A 16,690-nucleotide genomic window follows, 5' to 3' on the forward strand; every position below is an offset into this window, starting at 1 on the left:
GAGATTCGGATGTCCAACAACTCCAAGAGCGCCGATCGCGGCGCGGCCGTGGTGGTGCGCGGGATTCGCAAGAGGTTCGGCAACGTCGTCGCCCTGGATGACGTCAGCTTCGAGGTGGGCCGCGGCGAAGTGATCGGCCTGCTCGGCCCCAACGGGGCGGGCAAGACCACCATGGTCGACATCTTGTCGACGCTGACCCGGCCGGATAGCGGCACCGCGACCGTCGGCGGCTACGACGTGGTCTCCGAGTCGGCCGGCGTGCGCCGCTCGATCATGCTCACCGGCCAGCAGGTCGCCGTCGACGACATGCTCTCGGGCGAACAGAATCTGGTGGTGTTCGGCCGGTTGTACGGCCTGAGCAAGTCGGCCGCCCGCCAGCGGGCACAGGAACTGCTCGAGCAATTCGACCTCGTGCATGCCGCCAAACGACGGGTCAGCACCTACTCGGGCGGAATGCGCCGACGCATAGACATCGCGTGCGGGCTGGTGGTGCAACCGCAGGTCGCCTTCTTGGACGAGCCCACAACCGGGCTGGATCCCCGTAGCCGCCAAGCGATTTGGGATCTGGTGGGCAGCTTCAAGAAATTGGGCATCGCCACGCTGTTGACCACGCAGTACCTCGAGGAAGCCGACGCGCTCAGCGACCGGATCATCCTGATCGACCGCGGCACCATCATCGCCGAGGGCACCGCCAACGAGCTCAAGCACCGCGCCGGCGGCACGTTCTGCGAAATCGTACCGAGGGACGTGAACGACCTGCGCGCCATCGTCGAAGCCCTCGGTTCGCTGTTGCCCGAGCAGCAACGGGAAATGCTGACACCGGAGTCCGACCGGATCACAATGCCGGCGCCGGACGGCACCGCGACCCTGATCGCGGCCGTGCAGCGGCTCAACGCGGCCAATATCGACCTGGCCGACATCGCGCTGCGCCGCCCGTCGCTCGACGACGTATTCCTTTCCATGACAGCCGATCCCAGCGAAGCCCGGGGATTGAGTCATCTGGCGGTGGAGGCCTTGCCGTGAGCGCCCCGGCCCTGAACATGGCGGCGGCACCGGCGCAGCGGCCACAGCCGTCGCGGCTCGGGCAGTGGTGGGTGCTCACCGCTCGCTTCATTGCCCCTTCGCTGCGCAACGGCGAGTTGATCACCGTGGTCGGCGCGTCGATAGCCTTCACCGCGGCCTTCTACATCCCGTTCTCCATTCCGTGGAAGCATTACATAGGCAGCGGCAGCAGCGGCATCAGCAGCAGCCTGGGGCAATACATCACGCCGCTGATCGCGCTGCAGGCAGTCGCGTTCGCCGCCATGTCGGCGGCCTTCCGCGCCGCGACCGATTCGCTCGAGGGCGTCAATCGACGGTTTCGGTCCATGCCGATCGCACCGTTGACGCCGGTGATCGCCCGCACCACGGCCAGCATCTACCGCTGCTCGATCGGTTTGGCGGGATCGTTGGCGTGCGGCTATGTGATCGGGTTCCGCTTCCATCACGGCCCGCTCTACATCGCCGGCTTCTGCCTGCTGGTGATCGTGATCGGCGCCGTGCTGTCGTTCGCCGCGGATTTGCTCGGCACGGCCAGCAGAAATCCCGACGCGATGCTGCCGCTGCTTTCCCTGCCCATCATGATCTTCGGGCTGTTGTCCATCGGAATCCAGCCGCTCAAGCTCTTTCCGCACTGGATTCAGCCGGTGGTCCGCAACCAGCCGATCTCCCAGTTCGTGGTGGCGCTGCGGGCGCTGGCCGGAGACACGACTCGCAATGCCCTCACGGTGAGTTGGCCACTGATGGTGCCGACGCTGGCCTGGCTGCTCGGCGCGGTGGTGGTCCTGGTGCCGTCGGCCATGATCGTTTTGTCAAGGCGGCCATGACTTCTACGACTAGTGAGGCAGTGGGGTTTCGTCCAGTCAACTGGCGGCACCCGGAGAATTCCCTCGTATCGCTGATTCCGCAGACTTGGGTGCAGACCAAGCGGATTCTGACCCGGTGGGCCCGCGATTTCGTGACCGTCATCGAATCGCTGGTGCTGCCAATCCTTTTCCTGGCGACGCTCAACATCGTGCTCGGCGAGCTGATTTACGCGATGACCCACCGCAGCGCGCTGTACAGCATCGTGCCGCTGATCACGCTCGGCGGCTCCATCACCGGATCCACCTTCGTGGCGCTGGATCTGATGCGGGAACGCTCCTCCGGTCTGCTGTCGCGATTGTGGGTGCTGCCGGTTCACCGCGCCTCCGGAGTGCTCGCCCGAATCTTGGCCGAGGCGATTCGGATTCTGTTCACCACCATCGTGATGCTGGGCGCTGGAGTGTTTCTGGGATTCCGGTTCCAGCAGGGCCTGCTCATGAGTCTGACCTGGCTCCCCGTGCCGGTGATACTCGGCACGGCGTTCGCGGTCATCGTCACCACGGTGTCGCTCTACACGGTGAAAACGATTGTCGTCGAAGCTGTCGAGGTGGTGCAGGCGCTCGCGCTGTTCTTCTCCACCGGGCTTTTGCCGTTAAACCAATATCCCACCTGGGTGCAGCCGATCGTGGCGCATCAACCGGTGAGCTATGCCATCGAAACGATGCGCGGCCTGGCGTTGGGCGGCCCGATCCTGGCGCCGATGATCGCCACACTGCTGTGGGCCGCGGGCATTTCGGCGGCCTGCGCCGTACCGCTGGCAATCGGCTATCGCCGCGCCTGCGTGCACTGACGGAGCACGCCGTGACGAATGGAGAATCCTAATTGTTTGCCGGAGCCGTGGTGCGCAAGCTGGCCGCCAGCGAGGAAGCGTTCGCAAGATACGAGGCTTTCACCTCCTTCACCGCGCACGTGCGCGGTGTCATCGACATTCTGGCGATGTCGGAAGCCTTCGACGCACTCATGCAGGCCCACCCGGTATTGGCCGCGCACCTCGAGCCGGGCCCCGACGGCAATCACCACATCGTTGCCAACGACCTGCTGCATCCCGGGATCTCGGTGGTCCGCGCAAACGACGAAAAGTCCACGCAGACAACGGGATTGCAGCTCGATCAGCGCGTCTCGCTGATAAATCTGCAGGTGACGTTGGGCGACGGCGAGACCCGGGTAACCGTCTATGTCCATCACAGCCTGGCCGACGCGCACCATATCGCCGGCCTGCTCGACGAACTGTTGTCCCGCTACACCGACGTGGTGGCAACCGGCGACCCCGGTCCGGTAATCCCAGAGCCCGCACCCGAGTCAGCCGAAGTCGTGCTGCAACAGCGCGGCATCAAGCAGCACGGCATGACGGGGCTGGAACGTTTCCTGCCGCTGGTGTTCGCCTACGATTTTCCGGCCGTCCCCCAGCCGAGCGTCGCGACACCTGGCTCGCCCCAACCTGTTCCCATCACCCGGTGCCGACTCACCAAGCAGGAGACAGCCGACCTGGTGACGTTCAGCCGCGACAACGGGCTGAGCCTCAATGCCGTTATCGCGGCGGCTATCCTGCTGGCGGAGTGGCGATTACGCGAGACCCCGCACATCCCGATCCCCTATTTGTATGCGGTCGATTTGCGGTTCCTGGTCACCCCCCCGGTGGGCGCAACCGAAAGCACCAACCCGGTGGGAGTGGCCGCCTACCTCGCCGAGATCGGCCCGGACACCGACATCATCGACCTGGCAAGCGATATCGTCGAATCGTTTCGGTCCGACTTGTCCGACGGTCTGATACACCAGTCGGCGCTCAACTCGCGCAGGATTTTCGAAGGGACTCCGCCGGGCCTGCCGCCATTCGTCTTCTGCACGAACGTCAGCACCCTGCCCCCGGTGCGCACACCTGAGGACGTCGAACTGATCGACATTTCCAGCCAGGTCTACAGCTGCATGCACGTTCCCGTCGGTTTCTACGCGTGCGTGATCGCCACCGACCAACTGGGCATCGAGTTGCACGGCGACATACCCGAGCCGGAGAAATCGCTCGAAGCGATACGCGACGTGCTGTGCTCGCTTCCCTCGGAATACGGCTGGGTCATGGAGTGAGCTGAGGTTCGGCCTCCTGAACCAGCGTGTCGGAGATGTGCTGAGCCAAGGCGCGCGCAGTGTTGTGGGTGGCGATCACCTTGGGAGACAGACGTATCCCGGTTTCGGTTTCAATGTGGGTGCGCATCTCGAGCATGCCCAGCGAGTCCAGCCCGTACTCGACGAATGGACGGTCGGCGTCGACGGTGCGACGCAAGATCACACTGGCCTGCTCGGCGATCATCCGGCGCAGCCGTGCGGGCCATTCCTCCTGGGGCAGCGTTTGTAGCTCCGCAAGGAATTTACTTGGGCCCTTTGCGCTTTGGCCAGTCGACTCGAACAACTCCGCCCACGGGCTACGCCGGACGAGATCGGCCAGCCATGGCGCTCCGATGATCGGAACATAACCCGTGTACGCCCGGTTGTAGCGCAGCAGCGTTTCGAACGCGTACAAGCCTTCGTCGGGATCGATCATGATCTCGCCGCCTTCGGCCCGGAACGTGGCGCGCCCGACCTCTCCCCACGCGCCCCACGCGATCGCGGTGGCCGGTAGGCCCTGGGCGTGCCGCCAGTGGGCGAAGGCGTCCACCCAGCTGTTGGCCGCCGCATAGGCACCCTGACCCGGCGAACCCAGCAGCGCAGCGCCCGAGGAGAACACACAGAACCAGTCCAGCGGCTGTCCGCTCGTGGCGCGGTGTAAGTTCCAGGAGCCGAACACCTTTGGCGACCAGTCCCGATCGATCAGCTCGTCGGTGATGTTGGTCAGCGTCGCGTCCTCGACCACCGCGGCGGCGTGCAATACCCCGCGGATCGGAAGCCCGGTGGCGGTGGCCGCACTGACCAGGCGCTCGCCGGTCTCGGCTTCGGCGATGTTGCCGCACTCCACCACGATGTCGGCCCCGGCCTTGCGAAGGCGCTCGATGGCCTGCCGGGCCCTGGGGTTGGGCTGTGAGCGGGCGGTGAGAACGATCCGGCCGCAACCCGCTGCCGCCATCTTCTCGGCGAAGAACAAACCGAGACCACCCAGGCCGCCGGTGATGATGTAGGCGCCGTCGGGGCGGAAGCTCTGCACCTGCTCCGGGGGCAGCACCACATTGCTGCGACCCGCGTGCGGGATGTCCAGGATGAGCTTGCCGGTGTGTTGGGCCGCGCTCATCACCCGAATCGCGGTGGCCGCCTCGGCAAGCGGGTAATGCGTGCTCTCCGGCATCGGCAGCGACCCGTCGGCCGTCATCCGGTAGACGGTCTTCAATAATTCCTGGACCTCACCGGGATGGCTGACCGACAGCAATCCCAGGTCTACTGCGTAGAACGTCAGGTTGCGGCGGAACGGCAGCAGCCCCAGCTTGGTGTCGCCGTAGATGTCGCGCTTGCCGATCTCGACGAACCGACCGTTCAGCGCAAGCAGTTTCAGCCCTGCCAGTTGCGCCGCCCCGGTCACCGAGTTGAGCACGATGTCCACCCCGTACCCGCCGGTGTCGCTGCGGATCTGGTCGGCGAATTCGGTGCTGCGCGAGTCGTACACATGCTCAATTCCCATGTCGCGCAACACCTGCCGGCGCTCGTCACTGCCGGCGGTGGCAAAGATTTCGGCCCCCACCGAGCGGGCGATCGCAATCGCGGCCTGACCCACGCCCCCGGTACCGGAGTGGATCAGCACCTTGTCTCCGGCCCGCATCCGGGCCAGGGTGCACAGGCCGTACCAGGCGGTGGCATGCGCCGTCGTGACCGCGGCGGCCTGGCCGTCGGTCAAGCCCGTCGGCAGCTTGGTGGCCAGCCGCGCGTCGCAGAGCACGAAGGTGCTCCAGCAGCCGTTGGGCGACATGCCCCCGACGTGGTCGCCGACCTGGTGATCGGTGACGTCGGGCCCGACCGCGGTCACCACGCCGGCGAAGTCGGTGCCGAACTCCGGCAGCCGGCCCTCGAAGCTGGGATACCGGCCGAAGGCGACCAGGACGTCGGCGAAGTTGATGCTGGATGCGCTGACGGCGACCTCGATCTGTCCCGGACCCGGCGAAACACGGTCGAACGCAACGAATTCCGTGGTCTGCAGGTCGCCAGGGGTGCGGATGTGCAAACGCATCCCGTCCCGCTCGTGGTCCAAGGTGACGGTCCGCCGCTCCTCGTGGCTCAGCGGGCTGGGGCTCAACCGCGCCACGTACCACTCGCCATGGCGCCAGGCGGTCTCGTCCTCTTCGGATTCACCGACGAGTTGCTGGGCCACCTGTTCGGCCGGGGTGTGCTCGTCCACGTCGACCTGGGTGGTACGCAACAGCGGATGTTCACTGCCGATCACCCGCAGCAGGCCACGCAGCCCGGCCTGCTCTAAGTTGAGTTCGTCGTCCGAGCGGACTTGTTGGGCTTGCCGCGTCACGACGAACAGGCGGGGCAGCTCGCCCTCCAGCTCCGCCAGCTCCCGGGTGATCCGAACCAGATGCCGCACCTGCTCACGACCCCGCAGCAGGCTGTCCTCGTCCGGTTCGCCGGCGGCCGGCCCACAGATGATCGCTACCCCGCTGACGGGGCGGCTGCGCAGCTGACTGATCAGCGCTTCGCGACCAGCTGCCGGATCGGCCGCACTCGGCCAATGCAGGCTGGCGCATTCGGTGCCTTCGGCGCCGTGGGATTTCAGCGCGTCGGCCAACGTGGCCGCGAACATATCCTCGGCGTCGGAGGCGTTGATCAGCAGCCATGAGCCGACGCCAGAATCTGCACCGGCGACCTCGGGCAGCGCACGCTGGCGCCAATCGAGGGTCAGCAACCGCTCGCTGAGCACCCGATTGCGCTCGCCGCTTTCCGACGTTCCCGTCCCCATCCGCAGCCCACGCACGGTGAGCAGCACCGTTCCATTCTCGTCCAGCACATCGAGGTCGGCTTCGCCCCCGTTGGCGTCGGCTTTGGTCACCGTCGTGAAGCAGTAGCGGGCGTTGCGGGTGGGTCCGTAGGCGCGCAGGCCACGCACACCCAACGGCAACAGCAGACCGCCGCCAGCGCTGGCACCGAAGCCGGCGGCAACGGACTGGAAGCAGGCATCCAGCAGCGCCGGATGCACCCCGTAGGCGGACTGCTGGAAGCGAATCGAGGCGGGCAGCCCGACCTCGGCGAGCACGGTGCCCGCTTTCGTCTCCGGGGTGCGCGCGGTGGTCAGACCGCTGAATGCGGCACCAAGCTGAATGCCGCGCTCGACGAGCCCCTCCCGCAATTCGGTCCCGTTGACGGAGTCCGGGTGCGCGGCCAGCAGGGCGGCGATGTCGTACGCAGGCGGCGGGGAATCTTCGGCCGCCTCATGCAGAACCGCGGTGGCGTGCCGGGTGTCCTCGCCGTCCTGGTGGGTCTTCACCACGAAGTTGAAAACGCCCGACGCATCCGCGGCGGCGACGGCGTCGATCGGCGTCTGTTCGTCCAGCAACAGCATCTGCTCGAAGGCGATGTCGCGAACCTCGGCCGTCTCGCCGAAGACCTCTTGCGCCGCGGCCAACGCCATCTCGCAGTACGCGGCCCCGGGCAGGGCGGCCACGTTGTGCACCTGGTGATCGCCGAGCCAGGCCAGCGTCGCGGTACCGATGTCGGTCTGCCAAACGTGGCGCTGCGGCTCCTCATTCAGCCGCACGTGCGCGCCCAGCAGCGGATGCACGGAGATGGTGCTGGCGCCTTGGGCCTTCTGGGCCTGCCCCTCGTCGTCGATGAACAGGTGCTGGTGAGTCCACGCCGGCAGCGGGGCATCCACCAGCTCTCCACCGGGGAACAACACCGAAAAGTCCACTGCGGCACCCGCGCTGTGCACATCCGTCAGCAGACCGCGCAGGCCGTGCGGCAGCGGTTGCTCACGCCGCATGCCGGCCAGCGTGGCCACCGACATGTCCAGGCTGCGGGCGTTCTGGTCCACGGCGTGGGTCAGCAGCGGGTGTGGTGACAGCTCGGCGAAAACCCGGTAGCCGTCCTCCAGCGCGGCCTGCACGGCGGCGGCGAACTGCACGGTGTTGCGCAGGTTGTCCACCCAGTAGCTGCCGTCGCACACGGGCTGCTCGCGGGGATCGAACAGGGTTGCCGAGTAGTACGGAACCTTGGGCGCCGTCGGCGTGAGATCGGCCAGGGCCGCGGCCAGGTCGTCCAGGATCGGGTCGACTTGCGACGAGTGGGACGCCACGTCGACGGCCACCTCGCGGGCCATCACATCACGCTGCTCCCAGCGCGCTACGAGATCGCGCACCGTTTCGGTGGCACCGCCGATCACGGTGGACTGCGGCGAGGCCACTACCGAAACCCCGACATCGTGGATGCCGCGGGCCATCAGCTCCGAATTCACTTGCTTGGCAGGCAATTCCACCGAGGCCATGGCGCCGGCGCCGGCGATGCGGCACATCAGCTTGGACCGGCGGCAGATGACGCGCGCCCCGTCTTCGAGCGACAACGCACCGGCGACCACCGCGGCCGCCGATTCGCCCAGCGAGTGTCCGATGACCGCACCGGGGCGCACCCCGTAGGTCTGTTCCATGGCCGCGGCCAGCGCGACCTGCATGGCGAAAATGGTGGGCTGCACCTTGTCGATACCGGTCACCGTCTCCGGTGCGGTCATCGCCTCGGTCACCGAGAATCCCGACTCCGCCGCGATCACCGGCTCCAGCGCGGCGACCGTCGCGGCGAACACCGGTTCACCGGCGAGCAGGTCGGCGCCCATCGCGGCCCACTGCGAGCCCTGCCCGGAGAACACCCACACCGGTCCCCGCTGGCCCTGACCCACGGCCGGCTCGAACAGGGCATCGCCGTCAGCCAATGCCCGCAAACCCTCGGCCAGTTCGGTGAGGTCGGCGGCCACCACCGCAGTGCGCACCGACCGGTGCGCGCGCCGGCGCGCCAGCGTGTAGGCCAGCTCCGAGGGCGCCACGGAATCGGCGTTGCCCTCAACCCAGTCGGCGAGGCGCCGTGCGGTCTGCCGCAGCCCGTCGGCGGAGCTGGACGACAACGCGAACAACAGCGGACCGGCCGCCGGGGTCGCCTCGGTGGCAGGTGCCTGTGCTGGTGCCTCTTCGAGAATCGCGTGCACATTGGTTCCCGACAAGCCGAACGAGGAAACCGCAACCCGCCTGGGGACCTCGTCGACAGTCTCCGGCCACGGCGTAACCGCCTGCGGCACAAACAAACCCGTCTCGATCGCGGCGAGTTCCTCGGGCAGCCGGGTGAAGTGCAGCAGCGGCGGCAACGCCGCGTGCTGCAGCGACAGAATCGCCTTGATCAGCGCCACTGCCCCCGCGGCGGACTCGCTGTGGCCCATGTTGCTCTTGATCGATCCGAGCGCGCAACGATTGACAGTGGTGCCGTCGGAGGTGCCGTAGACCTGCGCGAGGCTGCGGTACTCGATCGGGTCGCCCACCGGCGTACCGGTGCCGTGGGTTTCCACCGCGCCAACGGTTTCGGGCTCCACACCCGCCGCCGCCAGCGCCGCCCGGTAGACGGCAACCTGCGCGTCCTCGGACGGCATCATGAGCGTCTCGGTGCGACCGTCCTGGTTGGTGGCCGTGCCGCGCAGTACGGCAAGGATCCGGTTGCCGTCGGCAAGGGCATCGGGCAGTCGCTTGAGCAACAAGACGCCACAACCTTCGGACCGCACAAACCCGTCGGCCGCAACGTCGAATGCGTGGCAGCGACCGGTTGCCGAAAGCATGGCCTGTGCCGATAGCGCCACGCTGCCGTCCGGTTCCAAGAGCACCGCGCAGCCACCGGCCAAAGCGAGGTCGCTTTCACCTTCGTGCAAGCTGCGGCAGGCCAGATGCACCGCCATCAGGCCCGACGAGCACGCGGTGTCCAGCGTCAGCGCCGGACCGTGCAGACCAAGCGTGTGGGCGATCCGCCCGGACGCCACGCTGTTGGTGAGGCCGGTAACCACATAGGGGCTGGCCAACCCGCCCGATCCGGTGGTGCGTACCAGGTAGTCCTCGTGGGCCAACCCGGTGAATACCGCTGTCGAGGAGCCGGCCAGCGACGCCGGGTCCAGACCGGCATGCTCGATGGCCTCCCACGCGGTCTCCAGCAGCAGTCGGTGCTGGGGATCGATCGAGGTCGCCTCCCGCTCGCTGATTCCGAAGAACTCGGCATCGAAGCCGGCCACGTCGTCGAGGAAACCGCCCCAGCGCGACACCGTCCGGCCGGGCACTCCCGGCTCGGGGTCGTAGTAGTCGTCGGCGTCCCACCGGTCGGCCGGGATCTCGGTGACCAGGTCGTCGCCGCGCAGCAGTGCCTGCCACAGCATGTCGGGCGAGTCGATGCCCCCAGGAAGCCGGCATCCCATCCCGATGACCGCAATGGGAGTCACACGTGTTTCCATCGCTCTACAACCTCGTCTCAGATCTAGCGGCATTAACCGACCACATCACCGATTTTTGATACGGGTAACGCCAATGGCGCGGCGCCGCTTTGACAACCCCTCATCCGGGCTGGCCCGGATCTGCAAGACCGAATGCTACGGTCCCGGAGATCCAAGCTTAGACGCCACGAGGGGCTGCCGAGGACAAAGAAGCGAATTCCCAGCTTCTGGCCAGCTCCAGCCGCCGATCCGCGCTTGGCCGGTACAGAACCGCAGGTCACGGGCTCGTCGGGACGATTCCGTTTCTGCCCGCATAACGACGCCGGTAACGTCGTGCCCATGAATGTGCGTTCCCTGCCCGCCGTGCTGCGCGACTGGGCCCGTCTGCAGCCCAATGACACGGCGTTCACCTACCTCGATTACGAGCAGGATTGGGACGGCGTTGCACAGAGCTTGACGTGGGCGCAGCTGTACCGGCGCATTCGCAACCTGGCGCAGGAACTCGGTAAGAGCGGTTCTGCCGGTGATCGTGTGGTGATTCTGGCCCCCCAGGGACTCGACTACATCGTCGCTTTCTTCGGCGCGCTGCAGGCCGGACTCATCGCGGTTCCGCTTTCGGTGCCCCAGGGTGGTGCCAGCGACGAACGGGTGGATTCGGTGCTGCGCGACGCCGCACCGGTCGCCGTGCTCACCACCTCGTCGGTGATAGACGATGTGGCGCAACATATTACGACGCAGTCGCTCGACCGCTCCCCAGCCATCATCGCGGTGGATGCCTTGGATCTGGACTCCCCCAACGGATCTGGCGGCGGAAACGAGAGTCATCCGCCCATTGCGTATCTGCAGTACACATCCGGGTCGACCCGCACGCCGGCCGGCGTCATCATGTCCCATCAGAACCTTCGGTCCAACCTCGAACAACTGATGGCCGGCTACTTCGCCCACTCCGACGGGATTGCCCCGCCGGATCTGACACTGGTCTCGTGGCTGCCGTTCTACCACGACATGGGTTTGGTGCTGGGGGTGTGTGCGCCAATCCTGTTGGGAGTTCCGGCGGTGCTCACCAGCCCGGTGTCGTTTTTGCAGCGCCCCGCCCGGTGGATGCACATGCTGGCCGGCAGTTCTCAACCCTTTTCAGCCGCGCCGAACTTCGCCTTCGAGGTGGCGGCAAAGAAAGTTTCTGATGCCGACATGGCCGGCCATGATCTCAGCCATGTGCACACCATCCTGAGCGGTAGCGAGCGGGTACAGCCCGCGACCCTCAAGCGCTTCGCGGACCGCTTCGCGCGATTCAACTTGTCCGACAACGTAATCCGGCCCTCCTATGGACTCGCCGAGGCAACGGTGTACGTAGCGACGAGCAGGCCGGGCCAACCGCCCAAACTCCTGGACTTCGCGTCCGAGAAATTGGCCGACGGCAAAGCGGTGCGCGCCGAAAACGGCAGCGGCACACCCTTGGTGAGCTACCTGGTGCCGAAATCGCCGATCGTGCGCATCGTCGATCCCGACACCTGCATCGAACGCGGCGAGGGCGAGGCCGGCGAGATCTGGGTGCACGGCGAGAACGTCGCCGAAGGCTATTGGCAGCGATCCGAAGAAAGCGAAAGCACCTTCGGCGCCGAGATCGTCAACCCCTCGGCCGGGACACCAACCGGACCGTGGCTGCGCACCGGCGACTCGGGTTTCGTCGCCGACGGCGAATTGTTCATCATCGGCCGGATCAAAGATCTGCTGATCGTCTACGGCCGCAACCACTCTCCCGACGACATCGAGGCCACGATCCAGGAGATCACCCGGGGTCGCTGCGCGGCGATCGCGGTTCCGGGCGACCGCAGCACCGAAAAGCTGGTCGCCATAATCGAATTCAGGAAGCGCGACTCCGACTCCGACGCCGGGATCTTCGCCGACCGGATGGGCGCCATCAAGCGCGAAGTCACCTCGGCGCTCTCGACGTCGCACGGCCTGAGTGCCGCGGACCTGGTTCTGGTACCGCCGGGCTCGATCCCCATCACCACTAGCGGCAAGGTCAGGCGGGGGGCCTGTGTCGAGCAGTACCGCCAGGATCAGTTCGCCCGCTTGGACGTTTAGCAGCACCGTGCGTACTGACGCAGCCGAACCCCGATCGCGGCTCGCCAAACTCGTCGTCATCGCCGCCTGGATTGCGGTGGCGGTGATCGCGAACGTGGTGCTCACGCTCACGCACGTGACGGCCGGCGATGCCGGCTCGACGCTGCTGCCCCAGGGCGCTACGAGTGCCGCCGCCAACCGGATCGGCCAAGCGTTCCCGGGCACCGGCACCAACGCCATCGCCTACCTGGTGATCGACGGCCGCGACACGCTGGGCCCGGCGGACAAGCAGTATTACGACACCGCCGTCAGCGCCCTGCGCGCCGACACCGCGCACGTGGGATCCGTCCTCGACTGGTGGTCGGATCCGCTTACCGCCCCGCTGGGAACGGGCCACGACGGCCGGTCGGGTATCGCGATGCTGTGGCTCAAGGGCGAGGCGGGCAGCGCCCAAGCGCGGCAATCGCTGGAAGCCGCCCGCTCGGTGGTGCACAGGATTGCCCCGAGCGTGGGACTGCGCGCCCGCATCGCGGTTCCGGAGACCACCGACGACATGCCGCTGCACATGACCGCATGGCAGGGCGCGGCGATCGTGGCCGCCGCGGTGCTGATCGCCGTCGCGCTGTTGCTGCGGGCCGGGCTGTCCATGTTCTCGGTGGGATCTTCGGTGGGATCCGTGCTGCTGAGCGCCGCACTGTCGGCGGCGGTGGCGTGGCCGCTGGTTGTGGTGTTGCGCGGTGTTTCGGTGTTCGCGGTGACCCTTGGCGCTGTCCTGGCGGTCGCCGTACTCGCCGCATCCGCCATGCTCGTTGCCCGCCGCGAACCCGATGCCGAGGAGCCCGCCGGCCGATATCGGGACATGTTGCCGGCGCTGGCCCTGCCCGGGGCGTGCGTCGCGCTGCTCACCGCCCCGCTGCTGCTTGCCCGGACCCCGGCGTTGCACAGTGTGGGTATTGCCGCGGTGAGTGTCGTTGTGGCACTTGCGGCTTCGTTGACTTTGCTGCCCGCTCTGATCGGGCCGGCCCTCGGATCGACGTTGCCCCCAGCGCCACCGCGCGCCGACGGCCGCACCTGGGCGCCGCCGGTCTGGTTACCCCATCCGGGGGTGGCCGTCGCGGTGGTGCTGGTCCTGTGCGCGTTGCCCGTCATCGGGATGCGCTGGGACGCACCGCAAAGCCAGGCCACGGCAACCAGCGGCCAATTCGCCCCGGGCCGATCGCTGCCCGACGTGGTGGTGATCAAGTCCGACCACGACCTGCGCGACCCGGCGGGCCTGATCGCCATCGACGCGGTGAGCCGGCGGCTGATGGGTATACCCGGTGTCCGCAAGGTGGAGTCGGCGGCGTGGCCGGCCGGAATTCCCTGGACCGAGGCCTCGCTAACGGCGGCGGCCGGACGACTGGGCGATCAGCTGGACCGGCAGGCCGTGACGTTCGTGCCTCAGGTGAATGCGATCAAGTCGCTGGCATCCGCGCTCGATCAGGTGACCGGTGCGGTCAACGAGCTGCAAAACAGCGTGACCACCGGCCTGGCCGGGGTGGGCGAGATACAGCAGGTCGTCAACCGCGTGGTGGCCGGCACGCGCAACGTCAAGGACACCACCGTGCAGGTGTCGGCATATCTGGACCCGGTACGCGACTGGGCGGGTGGAGTCCAGAATTGCCCGGCCGACGCGCTGTGTTCGGCCGCCCGCAAGGTCATCGATCCCCTCGACAAAGTGGTCGCCGACGTCGTCGTGCTCTCCGATGGCGCGGATCGCATCGCAGCGTTATCGGCCAAGACGGTGGGCGCATTCGCCTCCACCCCGCACGCGGTGGCCGAAATGCAGTCGGCGTTGGGCCAGTTGCGCTCGTTTGTGCCCACCTTGGAACGGACCGTCGAGGAAACAATCCCGCAAGTCGTGCAGCTGTCGGCTTTCCTGAGGAGCCTGAGCAACGATTTCGCCGACACCGGCGAGGGCGGCTTCTACCTGTCCAGAAAGGCACTGGCGGATCCGTCCTACCAGAACGTGCGAAAGACCATGTTCTCCCCGGACGGTACGGCGACCCGGCTGTTCGTTTTCTCCGCCGCGGATAGACCGGCGCGGGCGCAGCAGCTGCAGGACGTCACGGACAACGCGACGAAGTACGGAAGCCTCGTCGACAGCCAGATCACGCTGAGCGGAGCCGCGCAGGTGGCCGCGACCGTCCGCGGCGCCGTCACCCACGACGCGGTGCTACTGGCCGCCACACTGTTCGCGGTGCTGGCGCTGGCCAGCATGTGGCGTGGCGCCCTGACCGGTCTGGTGACCGGTCTTGGTGTGATGGTGTCTTACCTTGCGGCCCTGGGGATTTCGGTTGCGGTGTGGCAGTACCTGCTAGGCCATGCCCTGCACGCGTCGGTGGCCCCGGTGTCGTTCGCCATCCTCGCGGCGTGCGGCGTGCCTTATCTGCTGGCTCGGGTTGGGCTTGCGCCACTGGCGGCGCTCGGCGCCGTTTTCGGGGGTGGACTGCTGCTGGTGTCCGGCGCTTCGTTCAGCGCACTCGGTCAGGTCGGCGGCGTTGTCGTGATAGGGGTCGTGATCGGGGTCTTAGCGCTGACCGCGGCCAGGCGCGGGTTGGTGCCGGCGGTTAGTCGACGTTTACCGGCTCGTTCCACTTCGACAGCGTGACCTGGAGGGTCTTGCCGGAGCCGAGGTCAACCCGGGCCTGAACGAGGCGGTGTGAACCGTCCGAGGCAATCCACACCGTGGCCGGCGCCGAGTTCTTGGCGTCGGGAACCAGGATCTTCACGGTGTCCGGCGGCAGGGTTCCGGTGATCTTGGTGGTGGGAACGCCGTCGATCGTCTCGGGCCCCTGCGATTGCAGATTGGTGACCCCGGACAGCATCTTCGCCACCCCGTTGATGGGGTCGAGCAGCCGCGAGGCCGATAGGTCGGAGACGGAGCCGAGATTGGTCCAGTCGTCGAACAGCTTCACCGAGATGTTGTCGTCTTTGATCCGGAACGGGACGCCCGACTCGTCGTGGTAGGTGCACACACCCTTTGCCGAAAGCGGGTTGGCCCGGACATCGACGTCGGCGCTGGTGATACCCAGCATGCTGTCGATTTGTCCGGTCGTCCGGACCGCCAGGTGCGCGCTGTTCAGGGCCTTGGTGGCGTCCACGGACTGGCGCACGTCGGCCATCAGCGGCGAGTCGACCGTCGAGCTGGCCGGCGAACTCTGTGCCCCGGAATCGGGCTTGGACGAGGAGCAACCGGACAGCAGTAAGCCCAGGCAGGCCATTCCGATAACCGCAGCTGTAGTGACCCGTGTTGCCATAGATATTGAACCTCGCCTCAACCTTTGGGTGAATCGCCAAGCTTAGACGCCGGACTTGAGCGATTTCGCAAGGGCGTGAAACGGATCCCCTTACGATGAGTCGGCGCCGGTCGCGGTATGGACGAGCTGTCGGGAGGTTCCCCATGTCATTTGTGGCCACAGCACCACAGCTGCTCTCGGTCGCGGCCGAGCAAGCAGGCGGGATCGGGTCGGCGATCGGCGCTGCCAGCGCGGCCGCCGCGGCTCCCACTATCGGGCTGCTGGCCGCCGCCGAAGATGAAGTGTCGGCAGCTGTTGCGGCGCTGTTCGGCAGCCACGCACAGAATTACCAGGTACTGAGCAGCCAAGCGGCGGCGTTCCACGACCGTTTTGTCGAGGCTCTGCGCAACAGTGCAGGGTGGTACGCCGCCGCCGAGGCCGCCAACGCCAACCCGCTACAGTGCCTGCTCGATGCGATCAACGCGCCCACCCAAACTCTGCTGGGACGCCCGCTGATCGGCAACGGCGCGGATGCTGTTTCCCCTGGTCGAGGCGGCGGTGACGGCGGCCTGCTGTACGGCAACGGCGGAGCCGGCTACACCAGCACGACGGCCGGGGTGGCCGGCACTCGGGGCGGGAATGCGGGGCTGATCGGCGCGGGCGGCCGCGGCGGCGGCGGCGGAGCAGGCGCCATGGGCGGGGGCGGCGGCAACGGCGGCTGGCTGTACGGCGCCGGAGGCAATGGCGGCCAAGGTGGCGCCGGCGCGATGGGCGGGGCCGGCGGCAACGCCCTGCTGATCGGTAACGGCGGGGCCGGCGGGGCCGGCGGCGACGGGGCCTCAGGCGCAGCGGGGGTCAACCCGACCCAGCATGTGACCCAGCCCGATGCCACGCCCGGCGGCGCCGGTTCTCCCCTAACCGGCACCGGAGGCGGGGCAGGCACCAACGGGATTGCCGGACAGACCGGGGGCGCCGGCGCAGCTGGAGCCACGGGCATTGGGGGCGGCGGTGGCGGTGGCGCCGGCGGCGCGGGCGGTGACGGAGCGCCCGGCGGCGCCGGCGGCGCAGGCGGCGACGCTAACGG

Annotated in this window: 9 protein-coding genes; 7 read left to right on the plus strand and 2 right to left on the minus strand. The window is 67.3% G+C overall.

The genetic code is table 11. The features are described from left to right. The first annotated feature begins 9 nt into the window (after positions 1-9). The 4 genes from BST12_RS03835 to BST12_RS03850 are packed head-to-tail and all read left to right on the plus strand — an operon-like array spanning position 10 to position 3,981. Positions 10-1,023: an ATP-binding cassette domain-containing protein gene (locus BST12_RS03835; protein WP_083111676.1), complete on the plus strand. Its 1,014-nt coding sequence runs from the start codon at positions 10-12 to the stop codon at positions 1,021-1,023. Between the two features lie 17 nt (positions 1,024-1,040). Next, on the plus strand, positions 1,041-1,865 hold the full coding sequence (locus BST12_RS03840) for an ABC transporter permease (RefSeq protein ID WP_083111705.1): 825 nt from the start codon (positions 1,041-1,043) through the stop codon (positions 1,863-1,865). Continuing rightward, positions 1,862-2,692, plus strand: coding sequence for an ABC transporter permease (locus BST12_RS03845; RefSeq protein WP_083111677.1), 831 nt, complete (start codon positions 1,862-1,864; stop codon positions 2,690-2,692). Before BST12_RS03840 ends, BST12_RS03845 begins: the two co-directional genes overlap by 4 nt. 32 nt (positions 2,693-2,724) lie before the next feature. Continuing rightward, entirely contained in the window at positions 2,725-3,981 is a 1,257-nt protein-coding gene (locus BST12_RS03850; RefSeq protein ID WP_083111678.1) for a phthiocerol/phthiodiolone dimycocerosyl transferase, read from the plus strand. On the opposite strand, the gene pks2 is transcribed toward BST12_RS03850, so the two are convergent. Continuing rightward, complete coding sequence (gene pks2, locus BST12_RS03855) at positions 3,971-10,282, minus strand: sulfolipid-1 biosynthesis phthioceranic/hydroxyphthioceranic acid synthase (RefSeq protein WP_083111679.1); 6,312 nt, start codon at positions 10,280-10,282, stop codon at positions 3,971-3,973. The two genes, BST12_RS03850 and pks2, sit on opposite strands and share 11 nt — an antisense overlap. A gap of 318 nt (positions 10,283-10,600) precedes the next feature. On the opposite strand from pks2, the gene BST12_RS03860 reads away from it, so the two are divergent. Together BST12_RS03860 and BST12_RS03865 are read left to right on the plus strand one after the other, a co-directional pair. Next, complete coding sequence (locus BST12_RS03860) at positions 10,601-12,349, plus strand: AMP-binding protein (RefSeq protein WP_083111680.1); 1,749 nt, start codon at positions 10,601-10,603, stop codon at positions 12,347-12,349. A 7-nt stretch (positions 12,350-12,356) separates the two neighbouring features. Continuing rightward, entirely contained in the window at positions 12,357-14,978 is a 2,622-nt protein-coding gene (locus BST12_RS03865) for an MMPL family transporter (RefSeq protein WP_083111681.1), read from the plus strand. On the opposite strand, the gene BST12_RS03870 is transcribed toward BST12_RS03865, so the two are convergent. Beyond that, complete coding sequence (locus tag BST12_RS03870) at positions 14,938-15,627, minus strand: LppX_LprAFG lipoprotein (RefSeq protein WP_083111682.1); 690 nt, start codon at positions 15,625-15,627, stop codon at positions 14,938-14,940. The two genes, BST12_RS03865 and BST12_RS03870, sit on opposite strands and share 41 nt — an antisense overlap. A 143-nt stretch (positions 15,628-15,770) precedes the next feature. Between BST12_RS03870 and BST12_RS03875 the strand changes: the two genes are divergently transcribed. Further along, positions 15,771-16,690, plus strand: a 920-nt coding sequence (locus tag BST12_RS03875) for a PE family protein (protein WP_083111683.1), incomplete at its 3' end; no start/stop codon positions are given.

This window comes from Mycobacterium angelicum (assembly GCF_002086155.1).
GTDB classification, from domain to species: domain Bacteria; phylum Actinomycetota; class Actinomycetes; order Mycobacteriales; family Mycobacteriaceae; genus Mycobacterium; species Mycobacterium angelicum.

Coding starts and splice junctions, on each gene's coding strand:
- BST12_RS03835 (WP_083111676.1), top strand. CDS start 10: ATGTCCAACAACTCCAAGAGCGCCGATCGCGGCGCGGCCGTGGTGGTG.
- BST12_RS03860 (WP_083111680.1), top strand. CDS start 10,601: ATGAATGTGCGTTCCCTGCCCGCCGTGCTGCGCGACTGGGCCCGTCTG.
- BST12_RS03870 (WP_083111682.1), bottom strand. CDS start 15,627: ATGGCAACACGGGTCACTACAGCTGCGGTTATCGGAATGGCCTGCCTG.
- BST12_RS03840 (WP_083111705.1), top strand. CDS start 1,041: ATGGCGGCGGCACCGGCGCAGCGGCCACAGCCGTCGCGGCTCGGGCAG.
- pks2 (WP_083111679.1), bottom strand. CDS start 10,282: ATGGAAACACGTGTGACTCCCATTGCGGTCATCGGGATGGGATGCCGG.
- BST12_RS03845 (WP_083111677.1), top strand. CDS start 1,862: ATGACTTCTACGACTAGTGAGGCAGTGGGGTTTCGTCCAGTCAACTGG.